The 20,243-nt window shown below is 67.0% G+C and carries 14 protein-coding genes and 4 tRNA genes; all 18 read left to right on the top strand.

Features of this window, described 5'->3' with window-relative positions; genetic code table 11:
• Positions 1-67 precede the first annotated feature (67 nt).
• The 18 genes from ychF (at position 68) to tuf (CSC62_RS04380) (ending at position 20,243) form a co-directional block, all read left to right on the top strand.
• Entirely contained in the window at positions 68-1,159 is a 1,092-nt protein-coding gene (gene ychF / locus CSC62_RS04465; RefSeq protein WP_162404970.1) for a redox-regulated ATPase YchF, read from the top strand.
• 101 nt (positions 1,160-1,260) lie between these two features.
• Positions 1,261-1,346, top strand: a tRNA-Tyr gene (locus tag CSC62_RS04460).
• A gap of 63 nt (positions 1,347-1,409) precedes the next feature.
• A tRNA-Gly gene (locus CSC62_RS04455) sits at positions 1,410-1,483 on the top strand.
• 37 nt (positions 1,484-1,520) lie between these two features.
• A tRNA-Thr gene (locus CSC62_RS04450) sits at positions 1,521-1,596 on the top strand.
• A gap of 97 nt (positions 1,597-1,693) precedes the next feature.
• Positions 1,694-2,884 (top strand): elongation factor Tu, encoded by a 1,191-nt coding sequence (gene tuf / locus CSC62_RS04445; protein WP_162404969.1) that lies wholly within the window; start codon positions 1,694-1,696, stop codon positions 2,882-2,884.
• Positions 2,885-2,986: 102 nt separating this feature from the next.
• Positions 2,987-3,062, top strand: a tRNA-Trp gene (locus CSC62_RS04440).
• A gap of 93 nt (positions 3,063-3,155) precedes the next feature.
• The gene (gene secE, locus CSC62_RS04435; protein ID WP_162404968.1) at positions 3,156-3,569 is read left to right on the top strand and encodes a preprotein translocase subunit SecE; all 414 of its coding nucleotides are present in this window, start codon (positions 3,156-3,158) and stop codon (positions 3,567-3,569) included.
• 13 nt (positions 3,570-3,582) lie between these two features.
• Positions 3,583-4,140, top strand: coding sequence for a transcription termination/antitermination protein NusG (gene nusG, locus CSC62_RS04430; RefSeq protein WP_162404967.1), 558 nt, complete (start codon positions 3,583-3,585; stop codon positions 4,138-4,140).
• Positions 4,141-4,352: 212 nt separating this feature from the next.
• Complete coding sequence (gene rplK / locus CSC62_RS04425; protein WP_013536007.1) at positions 4,353-4,781, top strand: 50S ribosomal protein L11; 429 nt, start codon at positions 4,353-4,355, stop codon at positions 4,779-4,781.
• 4 nt (positions 4,782-4,785) lie between these two features.
• On the top strand, positions 4,786-5,484 hold the full coding sequence (gene rplA, locus CSC62_RS04420; RefSeq protein ID WP_162404966.1) for a 50S ribosomal protein L1: 699 nt from the start codon (positions 4,786-4,788) through the stop codon (positions 5,482-5,484).
• A gap of 370 nt (positions 5,485-5,854) precedes the next feature.
• Entirely contained in the window at positions 5,855-6,385 is a 531-nt protein-coding gene (rplJ, locus tag CSC62_RS04415; protein ID WP_162404965.1) for a 50S ribosomal protein L10, read from the top strand.
• Between the two features lie 51 nt (positions 6,386-6,436).
• Positions 6,437-6,811 carry a 50S ribosomal protein L7/L12 gene (gene rplL / locus CSC62_RS04410; protein ID WP_162404964.1) on the top strand — a complete coding sequence of 125 codons (375 nt, stop codon included), beginning with the start codon at positions 6,437-6,439 and terminating at the stop codon, positions 6,809-6,811.
• A 272-nt stretch (positions 6,812-7,083) separates the two neighbouring features.
• Positions 7,084-11,274, top strand: coding sequence for a DNA-directed RNA polymerase subunit beta (rpoB, locus tag CSC62_RS04405; protein ID WP_162404963.1), 4,191 nt, complete (start codon positions 7,084-7,086; stop codon positions 11,272-11,274).
• 84 nt (positions 11,275-11,358) lie between these two features.
• A complete protein-coding gene (rpoC, locus tag CSC62_RS04400) occupies positions 11,359-15,573 on the top strand; it encodes a DNA-directed RNA polymerase subunit beta' (RefSeq protein ID WP_162404962.1) in 4,215 nt (1,404 codons plus the stop codon).
• Positions 15,574-15,833: 260 nt separating this feature from the next.
• Positions 15,834-16,208, top strand: coding sequence for a 30S ribosomal protein S12 (gene rpsL / locus CSC62_RS04395; RefSeq protein WP_013536001.1), 375 nt, complete (start codon positions 15,834-15,836; stop codon positions 16,206-16,208).
• Positions 16,209-16,223: 15 nt separating this feature from the next.
• Entirely contained in the window at positions 16,224-16,691 is a 468-nt protein-coding gene (gene rpsG / locus CSC62_RS04390) for a 30S ribosomal protein S7 (RefSeq protein ID WP_162404961.1), read from the top strand.
• Between the two features lie 134 nt (positions 16,692-16,825).
• Entirely contained in the window at positions 16,826-18,955 is a 2,130-nt protein-coding gene (gene fusA, locus CSC62_RS04385) for an elongation factor G (protein ID WP_162404960.1), read from the top strand.
• Between the two features lie 97 nt (positions 18,956-19,052).
• On the top strand, positions 19,053-20,243 hold the full coding sequence (gene tuf / locus CSC62_RS04380) for an elongation factor Tu (RefSeq protein ID WP_162404959.1): 1,191 nt from the start codon (positions 19,053-19,055) through the stop codon (positions 20,241-20,243).

Below are 20,243 nucleotides of genomic sequence, written 5' to 3'. Positions count from 1 at the left end.
GAGTGGTTTCCGGCGCCGCCGGAGCCCACCCCACAATCTCCCCACCATCGGAAGTCCCGGACACACCATGGGCATCAAATGCGGCATCGTCGGCCTGCCCAACGTCGGCAAGTCGACCCTGTTCAACGCGCTGACCAAGGCGGGTATTGCCGCGGCCAACTTCCCGTTCTGCACGATCGAGCCGAACGTGGGCGTGGTCCCGGTCCCGGACCTGCGGCTGAACCAGCTGGCCGAGATCATCAACCCGCAGAAGGTGGTGCCGACCGCGGTCGAGTTCGTCGACATCGCCGGCCTGGTCGCCGGCGCCGCCAGCGGCGAGGGCCTGGGCAACAAGTTCCTGGCCCACATCCGCGAGGTCGATGCGATCACGCACGTGGTCCGCTGCTTCGAGCACGGCGACATCATCCACGTCGCCGGCAAGGTCGATCCGATCTCCGACATCGAGACCATCGACACCGAGCTGGCCCTGGCCGACCTGGACAGCGTCGAGAAGGCCCTCAACCGCGCCGAGCGCGCGGCCAAGGGCGGCGACAAGGAAGCCGTGGCCCGCAAGCCGGTGCTGGCCAAGCTGCAGGCCGCGCTGGCCGAGGGCAGGGCCGGGCGCCAGGCCGGCCTGGATGAGGAGGAGAAGGCGCTGGTCCGCGACCTGTTCCTGCTGACCCTCAAGCCGGTGATGTACATCGCCAACGTGCTCGAGGATGGCTTCGAGAACAACCCGCACCTGGAGGCCGTGCGCGCCCGCGCCGCGACCGAGGGCGCCGAGGTGGTGCCGGTCTCGGCCGCGATCGAGGAAGAGCTGTCGCAGCTGGACGACGCCGACCGCGACGCCTTCCTGGCCGACCTGGGCCTGGCCGAGCCCGGCCTGAACCGGGTCATCCGTGCTGCCTACAAGCTGCTGGGCCTGCAGACCTACTTCACCGCCGGGGTCAAGGAAGTCCGGGCCTGGACCGTCAAGGCCGGGGCCACCGCGCCGCAGGCCGCCGCGGTGATCCACACCGACTTCGAGAAGGGCTTCATCCGCGCCGAGACCATCGCCTTCGACGACTTCATCAAGTACCGGGGCGAGGCCGGCGCGCGCGAGGCCGGGCGCATGCGCCTGGAGGGCAAGGAATACCGGGTCCAGGAAGGCGACGTGCTGCATTTCCGCTTCAACGTCTGACCGGAAAATTCCTCGTCCCGAGCGTTGACATCCGGGCGGGGCATGGCCAGAATAGAGGGCTGTTTCACCCCGGTTGGTTTTGTTGGCCGGCGGGGAAATCCGGAGGGATACCCAAGCGGCCAACGGGGGCAGACTGTAAATCTGCTGGCTTACGCCTTCGGTGGTTCGAATCCACCTCCCTCCACCAGTTCTTGCGGTACCGGAACATCGTGGCAAGGCCCGGAGCGGTTGGCCGGGAAGCGTTCCCCTCGCGGGAGTAGTTCAATGGTAGAACCTCAGCCTTCCAAGCTGATGGTGCGGGTTCGATTCCCGTCTCCCGCTCCATTGCGCAACGCCCGGTGTTCCTGAAAAATAGCTTCACGCTCACGTAGCTCAGTCGGTAGAGCACCTCCTTGGTAAGGAGGAGGTCGAAGGTTCGATTCCTTTCGTGAGCACCACCTTTCCCGCCGCCGGCCAGGCCTGTGGCGGAGACGCGGAGGCCCGCCGCCCGGCGGGCTGGTTCCAAGACCACTTCGAGATCGAGAAGAAGCAGCCATGGCCAAGGGTAAGTTCGAGCGCACCAAGCCGCACGTGAACGTGGGCACCATCGGTCACGTTGACCACGGCAAGACGACGCTGACCGCTGCGCTGACGAAGATCGGCGCGGAGCGTTTCGGCGGCGAGTTCAAGGCGTACGACGCGATCGACGCGGCGCCGGAAGAGAAGGCGCGTGGCATCACGATCTCGACCGCGCACGTGGAATACGAAAGCCCGACGCGTCACTACGCGCACGTGGACTGCCCGGGCCACGCCGACTACGTGAAGAACATGATCACCGGCGCGGCGCAGATGGACGGTGCGATCCTGGTGTGTTCGGCCGCTGACGGCCCGATGCCGCAGACCCGCGAGCACATCCTGCTGTCGCGCCAGGTGGGCGTGCCGTACATCGTCGTGTTCCTGAACAAGGCCGACATGGTGGACGACGCCGAGCTGCTGGAGCTGGTGGAGATGGAAGTCCGCGAGCTGCTGAGCAAGTACGAGTTCCCGGGCGACGACACCCCGATCATCGCCGGTTCGGCGCGTCTGGCGCTGGAAGGCGACCAGTCGGAGATCGGCGTGCCGGCGATCCTGAAGCTGGTGGAGGCGCTGGACACCTGGATCCCGGAGCCGGAGCGCGCGATCGACAAGCCGTTCCTGATGCCGGTGGAAGACGTGTTCTCGATCTCCGGCCGCGGCACCGTGGTGACCGGCCGTATCGAGCGCGGCATCATCAAGGTGGGCGACGAAATCGAGATCGTGGGTATCCGTCCGACCCAGAAGACCACCGTGACCGGCGTGGAGATGTTCCGCAAGCTGCTGGACCAGGGCCAGGCGGGCGACAACGCGGGCCTGCTGCTGCGCGGCACCAAGCGTGACGAGGTCGAGCGTGGCCAGGTGCTGGCCAAGCCGGGTTCGATCACCCCGCACACCGAGTTCGAGGCCGAGGTGTACGTGCTGTCGAAGGACGAGGGCGGCCGTCACACCCCGTTCTTCAAGGGCTACCGTCCGCAGTTCTACTTCCGCACCACCGACATCACCGGCGCGGTGCAGCTGCCGGAGGGTGTGGAGATGGTGATGCCGGGCGACAACGTGAAGATGGTGGTCACGCTGATCAACCCGGTGGCGATGGACGAAGGCCTGCGCTTCGCGATCCGCGAGGGTGGCCGCACCGTCGGCGCCGGCGTCGTGGCCAAGATCATCAAGTAAGCCCCTGCGGATCCCGGCGACGGGTTCGCCGGAAAGCGCGAAGGGCGGGCCGGAACCTCGGTCCGCCTTCGCCGTCTAAGGGAAGCCAAGAGTTTTCGACGTACGCCAGTAGCTCAATTGGCAGAGCAGCGGTCTCCAAAACCGCAGGTTGGGGGTTCGAGTCCCTCCTGGCGTGCCACTTACGAAGTCGTACGGCCGTCGGACGGCCGTCCTGTGTGAAATTGAGAAGTCCGCACCTGGATGTGCGGGCTCCTGCGAGGGACTCGCATTAGTGAACAGCAAGATCGACCCGGCCCAGTCCGCCTCCAGCGGCGGCGACATCGTCAAGTACGCCATTGCCGCAGTGCTGGTGCTGGGCGGTCTGTTCGTCTGGTTCTGGTTCTCCGCCGCCGAGCACGCCGGCCAGCTGGGTGCCTGGGGCCCGCAGCTGCGCGGCCTGGCGGTGGCCGTTGGCCTGGTCGCCGGCACCCTGGTGTTCCTCACCAGCGGCAAGGGCCGCGACTTGCGCGAGTTCCTGTCCGAGTCGCGCTTCGAATTGCGCAAGGTGGTATGGCCGACCCGCCAGGAAACCACCCGCATGACCTGGGTCGTGATCGCCGTGGTGGTGATCCTGAGCCTGATCCTGGCTGGCTTCGATTTCTTCGTGAAGTGGGCGATCGAGCTGTTCCTGAACTTCGGCCGCTGAGGAGAATGTCGCAGTGAAGCGTTGGTACGTGGTTCACGCCTATTCCGGTTTCGAAAAGTCCGTCGCCCAGGCGCTGCGCGACCGCATCGTCCGTCAGGGCATGGAGGAGCGCTTCGGCGACGTCTTGGTCCCGACCGAGGAAGTGGTCGAGATGCGCTCCGGGCAGAAGCGTCGCTCCGAGCGCAAGTTCTTCCCGGGCTACGTCCTGGTCCAGATCGAGACCCACGACGAGGCCGGCATCCCGCGCATCGACAGCGAGAGCTGGCACCTGGTCAAGGAGACCTCCAAGGTCATGGGCTTCATCGGCGGCACCGCCGACCGCCCGCTGCCGATCCGCGACGACGAGGCCGACGCGATCCTGCAGCGCGTCCAGGAAGGCGTGGAGAAGCCGCGTCCGAAGGTGCTGTTCGAGCCGGGCCAGATGGTCCGGGTCACCGACGGCCCGTTCAACGACTTCAACGGTGTGGTCGAGGAAGTCAACTACGAGAAGAGCCGCCTGCGCGTGGCGGTACTGATCTTCGGCCGCTCCACCCCGGTGGAGCTGGAATTCGGCCAGGTCGAGAAGGCCTGACCCGGCCCCGGCGGCCAGGCCGCCGGGTGCCCGAAAAGCTGCTATACTGCGCGGCTTCCTGCCCGGGACAGCCGGGCATCCGCATCGGCCGCCGCCCAGGCGGCCTTTTGCGCGACTGGAGTTTCAAGCGTCAACGCGACGCCGGGACGCGTGATTTTCCCGGAACGATGGGGAGCCTGCCAGCCAGGCGCTAGCACCCGGAGAGCATTGAAATGGCAAAGAAAGTCGTCGGTTACATCAAGCTGCAGGTGAAGGCCGGCCAGGCCAACCCCTCGCCGCCGGTCGGTCCCGCGCTGGGCCAGCGCGGCCTGAACATCATGGAGTTCTGCAAGGCGTTCAACGCCGCCACCCAGAAGCTCGAGCCGGGCCTGCCGATTCCGGTGGTCATCACCGCCTACTCGGACCGCACCTTCACCTTCATCACCAAGACGCCGCCGGCGACCATCCTGCTGAAGAAGGCCGTGGGCATCACTTCCGGCTCCAAGCGCCCGAACACCGACAAGGTGGGCAAGGTCACCCGCAAGCAGCTCGAGGAGATCGCCAAGGCGAAGGAACCCGATCTGACCGCGGCCGATCTGGATGCGGCGGTGCGTACCATCGCGGGCTCCGCCCGTTCGATGGGCCTTGTGGTGGAGGGCTGAGAACATGGCACTGAACAAGCGACAGAAGGCGATCAAGGCGGCCGTTGAGCCGGGCAAGGCGTACTCGATCGACGACGCCCTGAAGATCATCAAGGGCTTCACCAAGGCCAAGTTCGTCGAGGCCGTCGACGTGGCCGTGCGCCTGGGCGTGGACGCCAAGAAGTCCGACCAGCAGGTGCGCGGCTCGACCGTGCTGCCGGCCGGTACCGGCAAGAGCGTGCGCGTGGCGGTGTTCGCCCCGGCCGGCGCCAAGGCCGACGAGGCCACCGCCGCCGGCGCCGAGGCCGTGGGCATGGACGATCTGGCCGAGAAGATGCTGGCCGGCGACCTGAACTACGACGTGGTCATCGCCACCCCGGACGCCATGCGCGTGGTCGGCAAGCTCGGCCAGGTGCTGGGCCCGCGCGGCCTGATGCCGAACCCGAAGGTCGGCACCGTGTCGCCGAACCCGGCCGAGGCGGTGAAGAACGCCAAGTCGGGCCAGGTCCGCTACCGCACCGACAAGGCCGGCATCATCCACGCCACCATCGGCAAGGCCGAGTTCAGCGACGAAGCGCTGAAGTCGAACCTGCAGGCTTTGCTGCTGGACCTGATCAAGGCCAAGCCGGCGACCTCCAAGGGGCAGTACCTGCAGAAGATCTCGCTGAGCTCGACCATGGGCCCGGGCGTGACCGTCGACCAGGCTTCGCTGACCCTGAAGTAATCGTTTCACCCGCCCGGCGCGCGAGCGCCGGGCGGCATTTTGAGGGCGGTCGCCTCACTCCGGTGTGGCGACAGCCGTCAAAGACCGCAGGCGCGGTCGGCGCACATCGACGACGGGCACGGAAGCTCGCTCCTGGCAGGGAATCGCCGTCGATGCAGCGGGATCGCTTAATCCAAGGTCCGCGAGGACCCGAAACCTGCGCAGATGGTGCCGCCTTCTGGAAGTTTTCCCGGCAGACCGATCCTTTCGGGACCCCGGATCAGAAAGGCCAGCACCGGGATGCCCGAGGCATCCCCGGCGCGCACGGAAGGGCGCCGCCCAGGACCGCAAGCGGCAGGAGCCGCGAGCGGAGTTACTACGGAGGAGTGTTATGGCTCTCAATCTGTCCCAGAAGAAGGAAGTCGTCGCCGAACTGGCCGACGTCGCCGCCAAGGCGCACTCCCTGATCGCCGCCGAATACGCAGGCACCTCGGTCTCCCAGATGACCGCGATGCGCAAGAAGGCCCGCGAGAACGGCGTGTACTTGAAAGTCGTCAAGAACACGCTGGCCGCGCGCGCCGTCGAAGGCACGGAGTTCGAGTGCACCAAGGATGCGCTCGTGGGTCCGCTGCTGTATGCGTTCTCGACCGAGGAGCCCGGCGCCGCCGGCCGCCTGATCAAGGAGTTCGCCAAGACCAACGACAAGCTGCAGCCGAAGGTGGTCGCCGTGGGCGGCCAGCTGTACCCGGCCAGCCACGTCGAGGTCCTGGCCTCGCTGCCGACGCTCGAGCAGGCCCTGGCCATGCTGGCCCGCGTCCTGGCCGAGCCGGCCACCATGTTCGCCCGCGCGGTCAAGGCCGTCGGCGAGCAGCAGGGTGGCGGCGAAGCCGCGCCGGCCGAAGAAGCGGCCGCCGAAGCGTAAGCGCGTCGACGATTTCCGAAATCCCTTAAAACTTTTCAGAAGGTAATCACAATGTCCCTGTCCAACGAGCAGATCGTCGAAGCCATCGCCGGCAAGACCCTCATGGAAGTGATGGAGCTGGTCAAGGCCATCGAAGAGAAGTTCGGCGTCTCCGCCGCCGCCCCGGTCGCCGTGGCCGCCGGCCCGGCCGCCGCCGCCGCCCCGGTCGAGGAGCAGACCGAGTTCACCGTCGTGCTGAAGGCCGCCGGCGAGAAGAAGGTCGAGGTCATCAAGGCCGTCCGCGCCATCACCGGCCTGGGCCTGAAGGAAGCCAAGGACCTGGTGGAAGGCGCACCGAAGGACGTCAAGGAAGGCGCTTCGAAGGAAGACGCCGAGAAGTTCAAGAAGGAACTGGAAGCCGCCGGCGCGACCGTCGAGCTCAAGTAAGCGGCACCTTGCATCGCCGGTCCACTCGGTGATGCGCGAAGGCTGGGGGCGAAAGCCCCCGGCCTTTGGTCGTTCCGGAGCATCTCTCCGCGCACGGCCCGGAAGTACAGGCAAGACCTGCAAAACCCAGTTTCCACGCATGCGGAGCTGGTAGTCGGAAGTAGCGATAGAAGGCGTGCTGGTGCCGGCAATACCAGCGACTACCGACTGACAGCTTCACGTTCCCCCCGGACCGCGGACGCGCGGCCCGCACTGCCAAAGGTGGTAGACCCATGACGACGTACTCGTTCACCGAGAAGAAGCGCATCCGCAAGGATTTCGGCAAGCAGCGCTCGATCCTCGAGGTGCCGTTCCTGCTGGCCATCCAGGTCGACTCGTACCGCGAGTTCCTGCAGGCCGACACCGACCCGGCCAAGCGCCGCGACACCGGCCTGCACGCGGCCCTGAAGTCGGTGTTCCCGATCAGCAGCTACAGCGGCAACGCCGCCCTGGAATACGTCGGCTACAAGCTCGGCGAGCCGGTGTTCGACGAGCGCGAGTGCCGCAACCGCGGCCTGTCCTACGGCGCCCCTCTGCGGGTGACCGTGCGCCTGGTGATCTACGATCGCGAGTCGTCGACCAAGGCGATCAAGTACGTCAAGGAGCAGGAGGTCTACCTCGGCGAGATCCCGCTGATGACCGAGCACGGCACCTTCATCGTGAACGGCACCGAGCGCGTCATCGTCTCGCAGCTGCACCGCAGCCCGGGCGTGTTCTTCGACCACGACCGCGGCAAGACCCACAGCTCGGGCAAGCTGCTGTACAGCGCCCGCATCATCCCCTACCGCGGCTCCTGGCTGGACTTCGAGTTCGACCCCAAGGACGCGCTGTACACCCGCATCGACCGCCGCCGCAAGCTGCCGGTGACGATCCTGCTGCGCGCGCTGGGCTACAACAACGAAGAGATGCTGCGTGCGTTCTTCGAGATCAACACCTTCCACATCGACCCGAGCGAGGGCGTGCAGCTGGAGCTGGTGCCCGAGCGCCTGCGCGGCGAGACCCTGGGCTTCGACCTGGCCGACGGCGAGAAGGTGATCGTCGAGGCCGGCAAGCGCATCACCGCGCGCCACGTGCGCCAGCTGGAGCAGTCGGGCATCACCGCGCTGGCGGTGCCGGACGAGTACCTGCTCGGCCGCATCCTGGCCCACGACGTGGTCGACGCCAACACCGGCGAGCTGCTGGCCAGCGCCAACGACGAGATCAACGACGAGCAGCTGGCCGCCTTCCGCAAGGCCGGGGTGGCCGCCGTGGGCACCCTGTGGGTGAACGACCTCGACCGCGGTCCGTACCTGTCCAACACCCTGCGCATCGACCCGAGCCGCACCCAGCTCGAGGCCCTGGTCGAGATCTACCGGATGATGCGTCCGGGCGAGCCGCCGACCAAGGAAGCGGCGCAGAACCTGTTCCACAACCTGTTCTTCACCTTCGAGCGCTACGACCTGTCGGCCGTGGGCCGGATGAAGTTCAACCGCCGCGTCGGCCGCAAGGACGTGCTCGGCCCGGCCGTGCTGTTCGACTCCAAGTACTTCGGCGAGCGCAACGACGAGGATTCCAAGAAGCTGGTCGCCGCGCAGGGCGAGACCTCCGACATCCTCGACGTGCTGCGCGTGCTGACCGAGATCCGCAACGGCCGCGGCACCGTGGACGACATCGACCACCTGGGCAACCGCCGCGTGCGTTCGGTCGGCGAGATGGCCGAGAACGTGTTCCGCGTGGGCCTGGTCCGGGTCGAGCGCGCGGTCAAGGAACGCCTGTCGATGGCCGAGTCCGAGGGCCTGACCCCGCAGGAGCTGATCAACGCCAAGCCGGTGGCCGCCGCAATCAAGGAGTTCTTCGGCTCCTCGCAGCTGTCGCAGTTCATGGACCAGAACAACCCGCTGTCGGAAGTCACCCACAAGCGTCGCGTCTCGGCGCTGGGCCCGGGCGGCCTGACCCGCGAGCGCGCCGGCTTCGAAGTGCGCGACGTGCACCCGACCCACTACGGCCGCGTCTGCACCATCGAGACCCCGGAAGGCCCGAACATCGGCCTGATCAACTCGCTGGCGGTGTTCGCCCGCACCAACCAGTACGGCTTCCTCGAGACGCCGTATCGCAAGGTCGTGGACGGCCGCATCACCGACGCGGTCGACTACCTGTCGGCGATCGAGGAGAACGAGTACGTCATCGCCCAGGTCAACGCCGCCCACGACAAGGACGGCCGCCTGACCGAGGCGTTCGTGCCGGTCCGTTACCAGGGCGAATCGCTGCTCAAGCCGCCGGCCGAGATCCACTACATGGACGTCTCGCCGATGCAGACCGTGTCGGTCGCAGCGGCGCTGGTGCCGTTCCTGGAGCACGACGACGCCAACCGCGCGCTGATGGGCGCCAACATGCAGCGCCAGGCCGTGCCGACGCTGCGCGCGCAGACCCCGCTGGTGGGCACCGGCATCGAGCGCGCCGTGGCGCGCGACTCGGGCGTGACCGTGAACGCCCGCCGCGGCGGCGTGATCGAGCAGGTCGACGCCGGCCGCATCGTGGTCAAGGTCAACGAGTCGGAGATCTCCGGCGAGCACGATGCCGGCGTGGACATCTACACCCTGACCAAGTACACCCGTTCCAACCAGAACACCTGCATCAACCAGCGTCCGCTGGTGCACGTGGGCGACCGCATCGCGCGCGGCGACGTGCTGGCCGATGGCCCGTCGACCGACATCGGCGAGCTGGCCCTGGGCCAGAACATGCTGATCGCGTTCATGCCGTGGAACGGCTACAACTTCGAGGACTCGATCCTGCTGTCGGAGCGCGTGGTCCAGGAGGACCGCTACACCACGATCCACATCGAGGAGCTGACCTGCGCGGCCCGCGACACCAAGCTGGGGCCGGAGGAGATCACCGCCGACATCCCGAACGTGTCCGAGCAGGCCCTGGGCCGCCTGGACGAGTCGGGCGTGGTCTACATCGGCGCCGAGGTCCGCGCCGGCGACATCCTGGTCGGCAAGGTCACGCCGAAGGGCGAGAGCCAGTTGACTCCGGAAGAGAAGCTGCTGCGCGCGATCTTCGGCGAGAAGGCTTCCGACGTGAAGGACAGCTCGCTGCGCGTGCCGCCGGGCATGGACGGCACCGTCATCGACGTGCAGGTCTTCACCCGCGACGGGATCGAGAAGGACAAGCGCGCCAAGCAGATCGAGGAGTCCGAGATCAAGCGCGTCAAGAAGGACTTCGACGACCAGTTCCGGATCCTGGAAGCGGCGATCTACGCGCGCCTGCGCTCGCAGATCGTGGGCAAGGTCGCCAACGGCGGCCCGGGCCTGAAGAAGGGCGACACCCTGACCGACGCCTACCTGGACGGCCTGAAGAAGGCCGACTGGTTCGCCCTGCGGATGAAGGACGAGGACGCCTCCGACGCCATCGAGCGCGCGCAGAAGCAGATCGCCGCGCACGAGAAGGAGTTCGAGCGCCGCTTCGCCGACAAGCGCGGCAAGATCACCCAGGGCGACGACCTCGCCCCGGGCGTGCTGAAGATGGTCAAGGTGTTCCTGGCGGTGAAGCGCCGGATCCAGCCGGGCGACAAGATGGCCGGCCGCCACGGCAACAAGGGCGTGGTGTCCAACGTGGTCCCGGTCGAGGACATGCCGTACATGGCCGACGGCACCTCGGTCGACATCTGCCTCAACCCGCTGGGCGTGCCGAGCCGCATGAACATCGGCCAGATCCTCGAGGTGCACCTGGGCTGGGCCGCCAAGGGCCTGGGCCGGCGCATCCAGAAGATGCTGGACGAGCAGCGCGCGGTGGCCGAGCTGCGGCAGTTCCTGAGCAAGGTCTACAACCACGATTCGGCCCTGGCCGGGCAGCGCGTGGACCTGGGCCAGTTCAGCGACGAGGAGCTGCTGACCCTGGCGCGCAACCTGACCGGCGGCGTGCCGATGGCGACCCCGGTGTTCGACGGCGCGTTCGAGGACGAGATCCGCGAGATGCTGGAGCTGGCCTATCCGGATGCCGATCCGGACACCGAGCTGCTGGGCTTCAACGCCAGCAAGACCCAGATGCAGCTGCACGACGGCCGCACCGGCGAGGCGTTCGACCGCAAGACCACCGTCGGCTACATGCACTACCTGAAGCTGAACCACCTGGTCGACGACAAGATGCACGCCCGTTCGACCGGTCCGTACTCGCTCGTCACCCAGCAGCCGCTGGGCGGCAAGGCGCAGTTCGGCGGCCAGCGCTTCGGTGAGATGGAAGTCTGGGCGCTGGAAGCCTACGGCGCGGCCTACACCCTGCAGGAAATGCTGACGGTGAAGTCCGACGACGTGCAGGGCCGCAACCAGATGTACAAGAACATCGTCGACGGCAACCACGAGATGGTCGCCGGCATGCCGGAGTCCTTCAACGTGCTCGTGAAGGAAATCCGCTCGCTGGCCATCAACATGGAGTTGGAGGACGAGTAAGGCGCGCGGCGCGGCCCGCATCGCAGGCCGCGCCTCTCCTCCGAACCGCCCATCGACCGCCCTTACTCCTGACGGAGACAAGAAATGAAAGACCTGCTCAACCTCTTCAACCAGCAGCGCCAGACGCTGGACTTCGACGCGATCAAGATCGCGCTGGCTTCGCCGGACCTTATCCGCTCGTGGTCCTTCGGCGAGGTGAAGAAGCCCGAGACGATCAACTACCGCACCTTCAAGCCCGAGCGCGACGGCCTGTTCTGCGCGGCCATCTTCGGTCCGATCAAGGACTACGAGTGCCTGTGCGGCAAGTACAAGCGCATGAAGCACCGCGGCGTGGTCTGCGAGAAGTGCGGCACCGAGGTCACCCTGGCCAAGGTCCGCCGCGAGCGCATGGGCCACATCGACCTGGCCTCGCCGGTCGCGCACATCTGGTTCCTCAAGTCGCTGCCCTCGCGCATCGGCCTGATGCTGGACATGACCCTGCGCGACATCGAGCGGATCCTGTACTTCGAGGCCTACGTGGTCACCGAGCCGGGCCTGACCCCGCTCGAGCGCCGCCAGCTGCTCAACGAGGAGCAGTACCTGACCGCGCGCCAGGAGCACGGCGACGACTTCGACGCCGCCATGGGCGCCGAGGCGATCTACGAGCTGCTGCGCACGATCGACCTGCAGTCGGAGATGGCCCGCCTGCGCGAGGAGATCGCCGCCACCGGTTCGGAGACCAAGCTCAAGCGCCTGACCAAGCGGATCAAGCTGGTCGAGGCCTTCATCGATTCCGGCAACCGTCCGGAGTGGATGGTCATGACCGTGCTGCCGGTGCTGCCGCCGGACCTGCGCCCGCTGGTCCCGCTGGACGGCGGCCGCTTCGCGACCTCCGACCTGAACGACCTGTACCGCCGCGTCATCAACCGCAACAACCGCCTGCGCCGCCTGCTGGAGCTCAACGCGCCCGACATCATCGTGCGCAACGAGAAGCGCATGCTGCAGGAGTCGGTGGACGCGCTGATGGACAACGGCCGCCGCGGCCGCGCCATCACCGGCACCAACAAGCGCCCGCTGAAGTCGCTGGCCGACATGATCAAGGGCAAGCAGGGCCGGTTCCGCCAGAACCTGCTCGGCAAGCGCGTGGACTACTCCGGCCGTTCGGTGATCGTGGTCGGCCCGTACCTGCGCCTGCACCAGTGCGGCCTGCCGAAGAAGATGGCGCTGGAGCTGTTCAAGCCGTTCGTGTTCGCCAAGCTGCAGCGCCGCGGCCTGGCCACCACGATCAAGGCCGCCAAGAAGCTGGTCGAGCGCGAAGAGGCCGAGGTGTGGGATATCCTCGAAGAGGTGATCCGCGAGCACCCGGTGCTGCTGAACCGCGCCCCGACCCTGCACCGCCTGGGCATCCAGGCGTTCGAGCCGGTGCTGATCGAGGGCAAGGCGATCCAGCTGCACCCGCTGGTCTGCACCGCGTTCAACGCCGACTTCGACGGCGACCAGATGGCCGTGCACGTCCCGCTGAGCCTGGAGGCCCAGCTGGAGGCGCGCGCGCTGATGATGTCGACCAACAACATCCTCTCGCCGGCCAACGGCGAACCGATCATCGTGCCGTCGCAGGACGTGGTGCTCGGCCTGTACTACATGACCCGTGCCCTGGAGAACAAGAAGGGCGAGGGCATGGCGTTCGCCAACGTGGCCGAGGTCAAGCGCGCCTACGACAACCGCGTGGTCGAGCTGCACGCCAAGATCAAGGTCCGCATCCCGGAGGTCGTGACCGACGAGGACGGCAACAAGCAGAAGAAGGCCTCGATCGTGGACACCACGGTCGGCCGCGCCCTGCTGGCCGAGATCCTGCCGGAGGGCCTGCCGTTCGCGCTGGCCAACACCGAGCTGACCAAGAAGAACATCAGCCGCCTGATCAACTCCTGCTACCGCCAGCTGGGCCTGAAGGACACCGTGGTGTTCGCCGACCAGCTGATGTACACCGGCTTCGGCTTCGCTACCCGCGCCGGCGTGTCGATCGGCATCGACGACATGCTGATCCCGGACGAGAAGAAGGGCATCCTCACCGAGGCCGAGGCCGAGGTGCTGGAGATCCAGGAGCAGTACCAGAGCGGCCTGGTCACCGCCGGCGAGCGCTACAACAAGGTGGTCGACATCTGGTCGCGCACCAACGAGCGCATCGCCAAGGCGATGATGGACACGATCGGCACCGACAAGGTGGTCAACGCCAAGGGCGAGGAAGTCGCGCAGAAGTCGATGAACTCGCTGTACATCATGGCCGACTCCGGCGCCCGCGGTTCGCAGGCGCAGATCCGCCAGCTGGCCGGCATGCGCGGCCTGATGGCCCGTCCCGACGGCTCGATCATCGAGACGCCCATCAAGGCCAACTTCCGCGAAGGCCTGAACGTGCAGGAGTACTTCAACTCCACCCACGGCGCGCGCAAGGGCCTGGCCGACACCGCGCTGAAGACCGCCAACTCCGGTTACCTGACCCGCCGCCTGGTCGACGTGGCCCAGGACGTGGTGATCACCGAGGTCGACTGCGGCACGGTGCATGGCCTGACCATGACCCCGATCGTGGAAGGCGGCGACGTGGTCGAGCCGCTGCGCGACCGCGTGCTCGGCCGCGTGGTGGCCGAGGACGTGTTCCTGCCGGGCAACGACGAGGATCCGATCGTCACCCGCAACACCCTGCTCGACGAGACCTGGGTGCAGAAGCTCGAGGACGCGGGCGTGCAGACCATCAAGGTGCGCTCGACCATCACCTGCGAGTCGGCCTTCGGCGTGTGCTCGCAGTGCTACGGCCGCGACCTGGCCCGTGGCCACCTGGTCAACATCGGCGAAGCGGTCGGCGTCATCGCCGCCCAGTCGATCGGCGAGCCGGGCACCCAGCTGACCATGCGTACCTTCCACATCGGCGGCGCGGCTTCGCGTGCGGCGGCGGTGGACAGCATCACGGTCAAGACCACCGGTTCGGTGAAGTTCACGAACCTCAAGTCGGTCGAGCACGCCAGCGGCCACCTGGTGGCGGTGTCGCGCTCGGGCGAGATCTCCGTGCTCGACCCGCACGGCCGCGAGCGCGAGCGCTACAAGCTGCCCTACGGCGCGACCATCACCGTCAAGGACCTGTCCGCGGTGAAGGCCGGCCAGTCGGTCGCCAACTGGGATCCGCACAACCACCCGATCGTGTCGGAAGTGGCGGGCTTCATCCGCTTCATCGACTTCATCGACGGCGTCACCGTCATCGAGAAGACCGACGAGCTGACCGGCCTGGCCTCGCGCGAGATCACCGATCCCAAGCGCCGCGGCACCCAGGGCAAGGACCTGCGTCCGCTGGTCCGGATCGTGGACAAGGACGGCAAGGACCTGACCATCCCGGGCACCGACCTGCCGGCGCAGTACCTGCTGCCGCCGCGCTCGCTGGTGAACCTGCAGGATGGCGCGCCGGTCGGCGTGGGCGACGTGGTCGCCAAGATCCCGCAGGAAGCGTCCAAGACCCGCGACATCACCGGCGGTCTGCCGCGCGTGGCCGACCTGTTCGAGGCGCGCAAGCCGAAGGATCCGGCGATCCTGGCCGAGCGTTCGGGCGTGGTCAGCTTCGGCAAGGACACCAAGGGCAAGCAGCGCCTGATCATCAAGGACAACGAGGGCGGCGAGCACGAGGAGCTGATCCCGAAGTACCGCCAGATCATCGTGTTCGAAGGCGAGCACGTGACCAAGGGCGAGACCGTGGTGGACGGCGAGCCGAGCCCGCAGGACATCCTGCGCCTGCTGGGCATCGAGCCGCTGGCGGCCTACCTGGTCAAGGAGATCCAGGACGTGTACCGCCTGCAGGGCGTGAAGATCAACGACAAGCACATCGAGGTGATCACCCGCCAGATGCTGCGCAAGGTCGAGATCACCGACCAGGGCGACTCCAAGTTCCTCAACGGCGAGCAGGTCGAGCGCCAGCGGGTGATCGAGGAGAACGCGCGTCTGGGCGGCCGCAACGAGCTGCCGGCGAAGTTCGACCCGGTCCTGCTGGGCATCACCAAGGCCTCGCTGGCGACCGAGTCGTTCATCTCCGCGGCCTCGTTCCAGGAGACCACCCGCGTGCTGACCGAGGCGGCCGTGCGCGGCACCCGCGACAGCCTGCGCGGCCTGAAGGAGAACGTGATCGTCGGCCGCCTGATCCCGGCCGGCACCGGCCTGGCCTACCACAGCCAGCGCCGCCGTACCGCCTCCGGTCTCACCGAGTCGGAGATCCAGACCCTGGCTGGCGGCAGCGAGCCGGAAGCCGTGGTCGAGACTCCCGCCCAGGACGACGCGGCGGAGTGATGCAACCGGTCCGGAACCGGCCGTCCCGCGAGGGGCGGCACGGGCCGGGCCGAGGACGGCGGCTGGATGCCGCCGTCCGGCGATGCGGTCCGCCGGGGATGAATGTCCCGCCGGGCCGCAGCAAGGGAGGGCAGGGCGTCGGTTGACGCGGTTTTTGGCGCCCAGCTATACTCCCGTGTCTCGGCAGGCCGTCCTTCGGCCTGCCGTCGTTTTCACGTCCGGCTCCGGTCCGCGGAGCCCCAAGCAGAAGAACCTTAGAAATGGCGACGATCAACCAGCTGGTCCGCAAGCCGCGGCAGGCGGAGACCTACAAGAGCGCCTCGCCGGCGCTCGAGAAGTGCCCGCAGCGCCGTGGCGTTTGCACCCGTGTGTACACCACCACCCCGAAGAAGCCGAACTCGGCCCTGCGCAAGGTCGCCAAGGTGCGGCTGACCAACGGCTACGAGGTCATCTCGTACATCGGCGGCGAAGGCCACAACCTGCAGGAGCACTCCGTGGTCCTGATCCGCGGCGGCCGCGTCAAGGACCTGCCGGGCGTGCGTTACCACACCGTCCGCGGCTCGCTGGATGCCGCCGGCGTCACCAAGCGTCGCCAGGGCCGTTCGAAGTACGGCGCCAAGCGCCCGAAGAGCTAATCGAGGAAGCCCGACATGTCCCGTAAAGGTTCCACCCCCCAGCGCGCCGTCCTTCCCGATCCGAAGCACGGGAGCGAGACCATCGCCCGCTTCATCAACATGGTGATGAAGAGCGGCAAGAAGTCGATCGCCGAGAACATCGTGTACGACGCGATGGACGTGATCAACGAGAAGAACGCCAACGCCATCGAGCTGGTGCAGAAGGCGCTGGACAACGTGTCCCCGGCGGTCGAGGTCAAGTCCCGCCGCGTCGGCGGCGCGACCTACCAGGTGCCGGTCGAAGTGCGTTCGTCCCGCCGCCTGGCCCTGGCCATGCGCTGGGTGATCGACTCGGCCCGCAAGCGCGGCGAGAACTCGATGGCCCGCAAGCTGGCCGGCGAGCTGCTCGACGCCTCCGAGAACCGCGGCGGCGCGATCAAGAAGCGCGAAGAGACCCACCGCATGGCCGAGGCCAACAAGGCCTTCGCGCACTACCGCTGGTGATCCAGCGAGGCCCCTCCGGGGCCTTGCGACCAGCTCCGGGGCGGCGCGGCAGGTTCCGCGCCCTCCGTCTTTAGGAAGCCGGCGCCGCGCGCCGCTCCTTCATCCGAAAAGCCAAAAGCAAACGAGAGGCTCCCGTGGCCCGCACCACTCCCATCGAGCGTTACCGCAACTTCGGCATCATGGCCCACATCGATGCCGGCAAGACCACCACGTCCGAGCGCATCCTGTTCTACACCGGCAAGAGCCACAAGATCGGTGAGGTGCACGACGGCGCCGCGACCATGGACTGGATGGAGCAGGAGCAGGAGCGTGGCATCACGATCCAGTCCGCCGCCACGACCGCGTTCTGGAAGGGCATGGACAAGTCCCTGCCTGAGCACCGCTTTAACATCATCGACACCCCCGGGCACGTCGACTTCACCATCGAGGTCGAGCGTTCGCTGCGCGTGCTCGACGGCGCGGTGTTCGTGCTGTGCGCCGTGGGCGGCGTGCAGCCGCAGTCCGAGACCGTGTGGCGCCAGGCCAACAAGTACCACGTGCCGCGCATCGCGTTCGTCAACAAGATGGACCGCACCGGCGCCAACTTCTACAAGGTCCGCGACCAGCTGAAGGCGCGCCTGGGCGCCGTGCCGGTGCCGATGCAGGTGCCGATCGGCGCCGAGGACGGCTTCGAGGGCGTGGTCGACCTGCTGAAGATGAAGGCGATCCACTGGGATACCGCCTCCCAGGGCCTGACCTTCGAATACCGCGACATCCCCGCCGAGCTGCAGGCCAAGGCCCAGGAAGAGCGCGCGTTCATGGTCGAGTCGGCCGCCGAGGCCAACGAAGAGCTGATGAACAAGTACCTCGAAGAGGGCGACCTCAGCGAGGAGGAGATCGTCGGCGGCCTGCGCGCGCGTACCCTGGCCACCGAGATCGTGCCGATGTTCTGCGGCACCGCGTTCAAGAACAAGGGCGTGCAGGCCATGCTCGACGGCGTGATCAACCTGCTGCCGTCACCGGTGGACGTGCCGCCGGTCAAGGGCGTGGACGTTGACGACGAGACCAAGGAGCTGACCCGCGAGTCCAGCGACAAGGCCCCGTTCTCGGCCCTGGCGTTCAAGATCATGACCGACCCGTTCGTCGGCTCGCTGACCTTCTTCCGCGTCTACTCCGGCACCCTGAACGCCGGCGATGCGGTGCTGAACTCGGTCAAGAACAAGAAGGAGCGCATCGGCCGCCTGCTGCAGATGCATTCCAACAACCGCGACGAGATCAAGGAAGTGCTGGCCGGCGACATCGCCGCCGCGGTGGGCCTGAAGGACGTCACCACCGGCGACACCCTGTGCGCGCAGGATGCGCCGATCATCCTGGAGCGCATGGCGTTCCCGGAGCCGGTGATCTCGATGGCGGTCGAGCCGAAGACCAAGTCCGACCAGGAGAAGATGGGCAACGCCCTGAGCCGCCTGGCCCAGGAAGATCCCTCGTTCCGGGTCAAGACCGACGAGGAGTCCGGCCAGACCATCATCTCGGGCATGGGCGAGCTGCACCTGGACATCATCGTCGACCGCATGAAGCGCGAGTTCAACGTCGAGGCCAACGTCGGCAAGCCGCAGGTCGCCTACCGCGAGACCATCCGCCTGAGCGACGTCAAGTCGGACTACAAGCACGCCAAGCAGTCGGGCGGCAAGGGCCAGTACGGCCATGTCGTGATCGAGCTGTCGCCGCTGACCGCCGAGGACCGCGAGAAGTACGCCGCCGACATCAAGGACGACTTCCTGTTCCTCAACGAGATCACCGGTGGCGTGATCCCGAAGGAGTTCATCCCGTCGGTCGAGAAGGGCATGCGCGAGACCATCACCAGCGGTCCGCTGGCCGGCTTCCCGGTCGTGGGCGTCAAGGTGAAGCTGGTGTTCGGCTCCTACCACGACGTCGACTCCTCGGAAATGGCGTTCAAGCTGGCCGCCTCGATGGCGTTCAAGCAGGGCTTCGCCAAGGCCAAGCCGGTGCTGCTGGAGCCGATCATGAAGGTCGAGATCGTCAGCCCGGAGGACTACCTGGGCGACGTGATGGGCGACGTGAGCCGCCGCCGCGGCGTGCTGCAGGGCCAGGACGACAGCCCGTCGGGCAAGATCATCAACGCGATGATCCCGCTGGGCGAGATGTTCGGCTACGCCACCTCGCTGCGCTCGATGTCGCAGGGTCGTGCGACCTTCTCGATGGAGTTCGACCACTACGAGGAAGCGCCGAACAACATCGCCGAGACGGTGATCAAGAAGGCGTAAGGCCCGGTGCGCCCGTCCCCGGGCGCACGGACAAGATCAGGAAGCGGCCATCCGTGGCCGCACTTCTCAAGAAAACCCAGTTAGAGAGATATAGACAATGGCCAAGGGTAAGTTCGAGCGCACCAAGCCGCACGTGAACGTGGGCACCATCGGTCACGTTGACCACGGCAAGACGACGCTGACCGCTGCGCTGACGAAGATCGGCGCGGAGCGTTTCGGCGGCGAGTTCAAGGCGTACGACGCGATCGACGCGGCGCCGGAAGAGAAGGCGCGTGGCATCACGATCTCGACCGCGCACGTGGAATACGAAAGCCCGACGCGTCACTACGCGCACGTGGACTGCCCGGGCCACGCCGACTACGTGAAGAACATGATCACCGGCGCGGCGCAGATGGACGGTGCGATCCTGGTGTGTTCGGCCGCTGACGGTCCGATGCCGCAGACCCGCGAGCACATCCTGCTGTCGCGCCAGGTGGGCGTGCCGTACATCGTCGTGTTCCTGAACAAGGCCGACATGGTGGACGACGCCGAGCTGCTGGAGCTGGTGGAGATGGAAGTCCGCGAGCTGCTGAGCAAGTACGAGTTCCCGGGCGACGACACCCCGATCATCGCCGGTTCGGCGCGTCTGGCGCTGGAAGGCGACCAGTCGGACATCGGCGTGCCGGCGATCCTGAAGCTGGTCGAGGCGCTGGACACCTGGATCCCGGAGCCGGAGCGCGCGATCGACAAGCCGTTCCTGATGCCGGTGGAAGACGTGTTCTCGATCTCCGGCCGCGGCACCGTGGTGACCGGCCGCATCGAGCGCGGCATCATCAAGGTGGGCGACGAAATCGAGATCGTGGGTATCCGTCCGACCCAGAAGACCACCGTGACCGGCGTGGAGATGTTCCGCAAGCTGCTGGACCAGGGCCAGGCGGGCGACAACGCGGGCCTGCTGCTGCGCGGCACCAAGCGTGACGAGGTCGAGCGTGGCCAGGTGCTGGCCAAGCCGGGTTCGATCACCCCGCACACCGAGTTCGAGGCCGAGGTGTACGTGCTGTCGAAGGACGAGGGCGGCCGTCACACCCCGTTCTTCAAGGGCTACCGTCCGCAGTTCTACTTCCGCACCACCGACATCACCGGCGCGGTGCAGCTGCCGGAGGGTGTGGAGATGGTGATGCCGGGCGACAACGTGAAGATGGTGGTCACGCTGATCAACCCGGTGGCGATGGACGAAGGCCTGCGCTTCGCGATCCGCGAGGGTGGCCGCACCGTCGGCGCCGGCGTCGTGGCCAAGATCATCAAGTAA

It is taken from the genome of Pseudoxanthomonas jiangsuensis (assembly GCF_010093185.1).
Classification (GTDB): Bacteria; Pseudomonadota; Gammaproteobacteria; order Xanthomonadales; family Xanthomonadaceae; genus Pseudoxanthomonas; species Pseudoxanthomonas jiangsuensis.
This window is presented reverse-complemented; position numbering and strand designations above follow the sequence as displayed.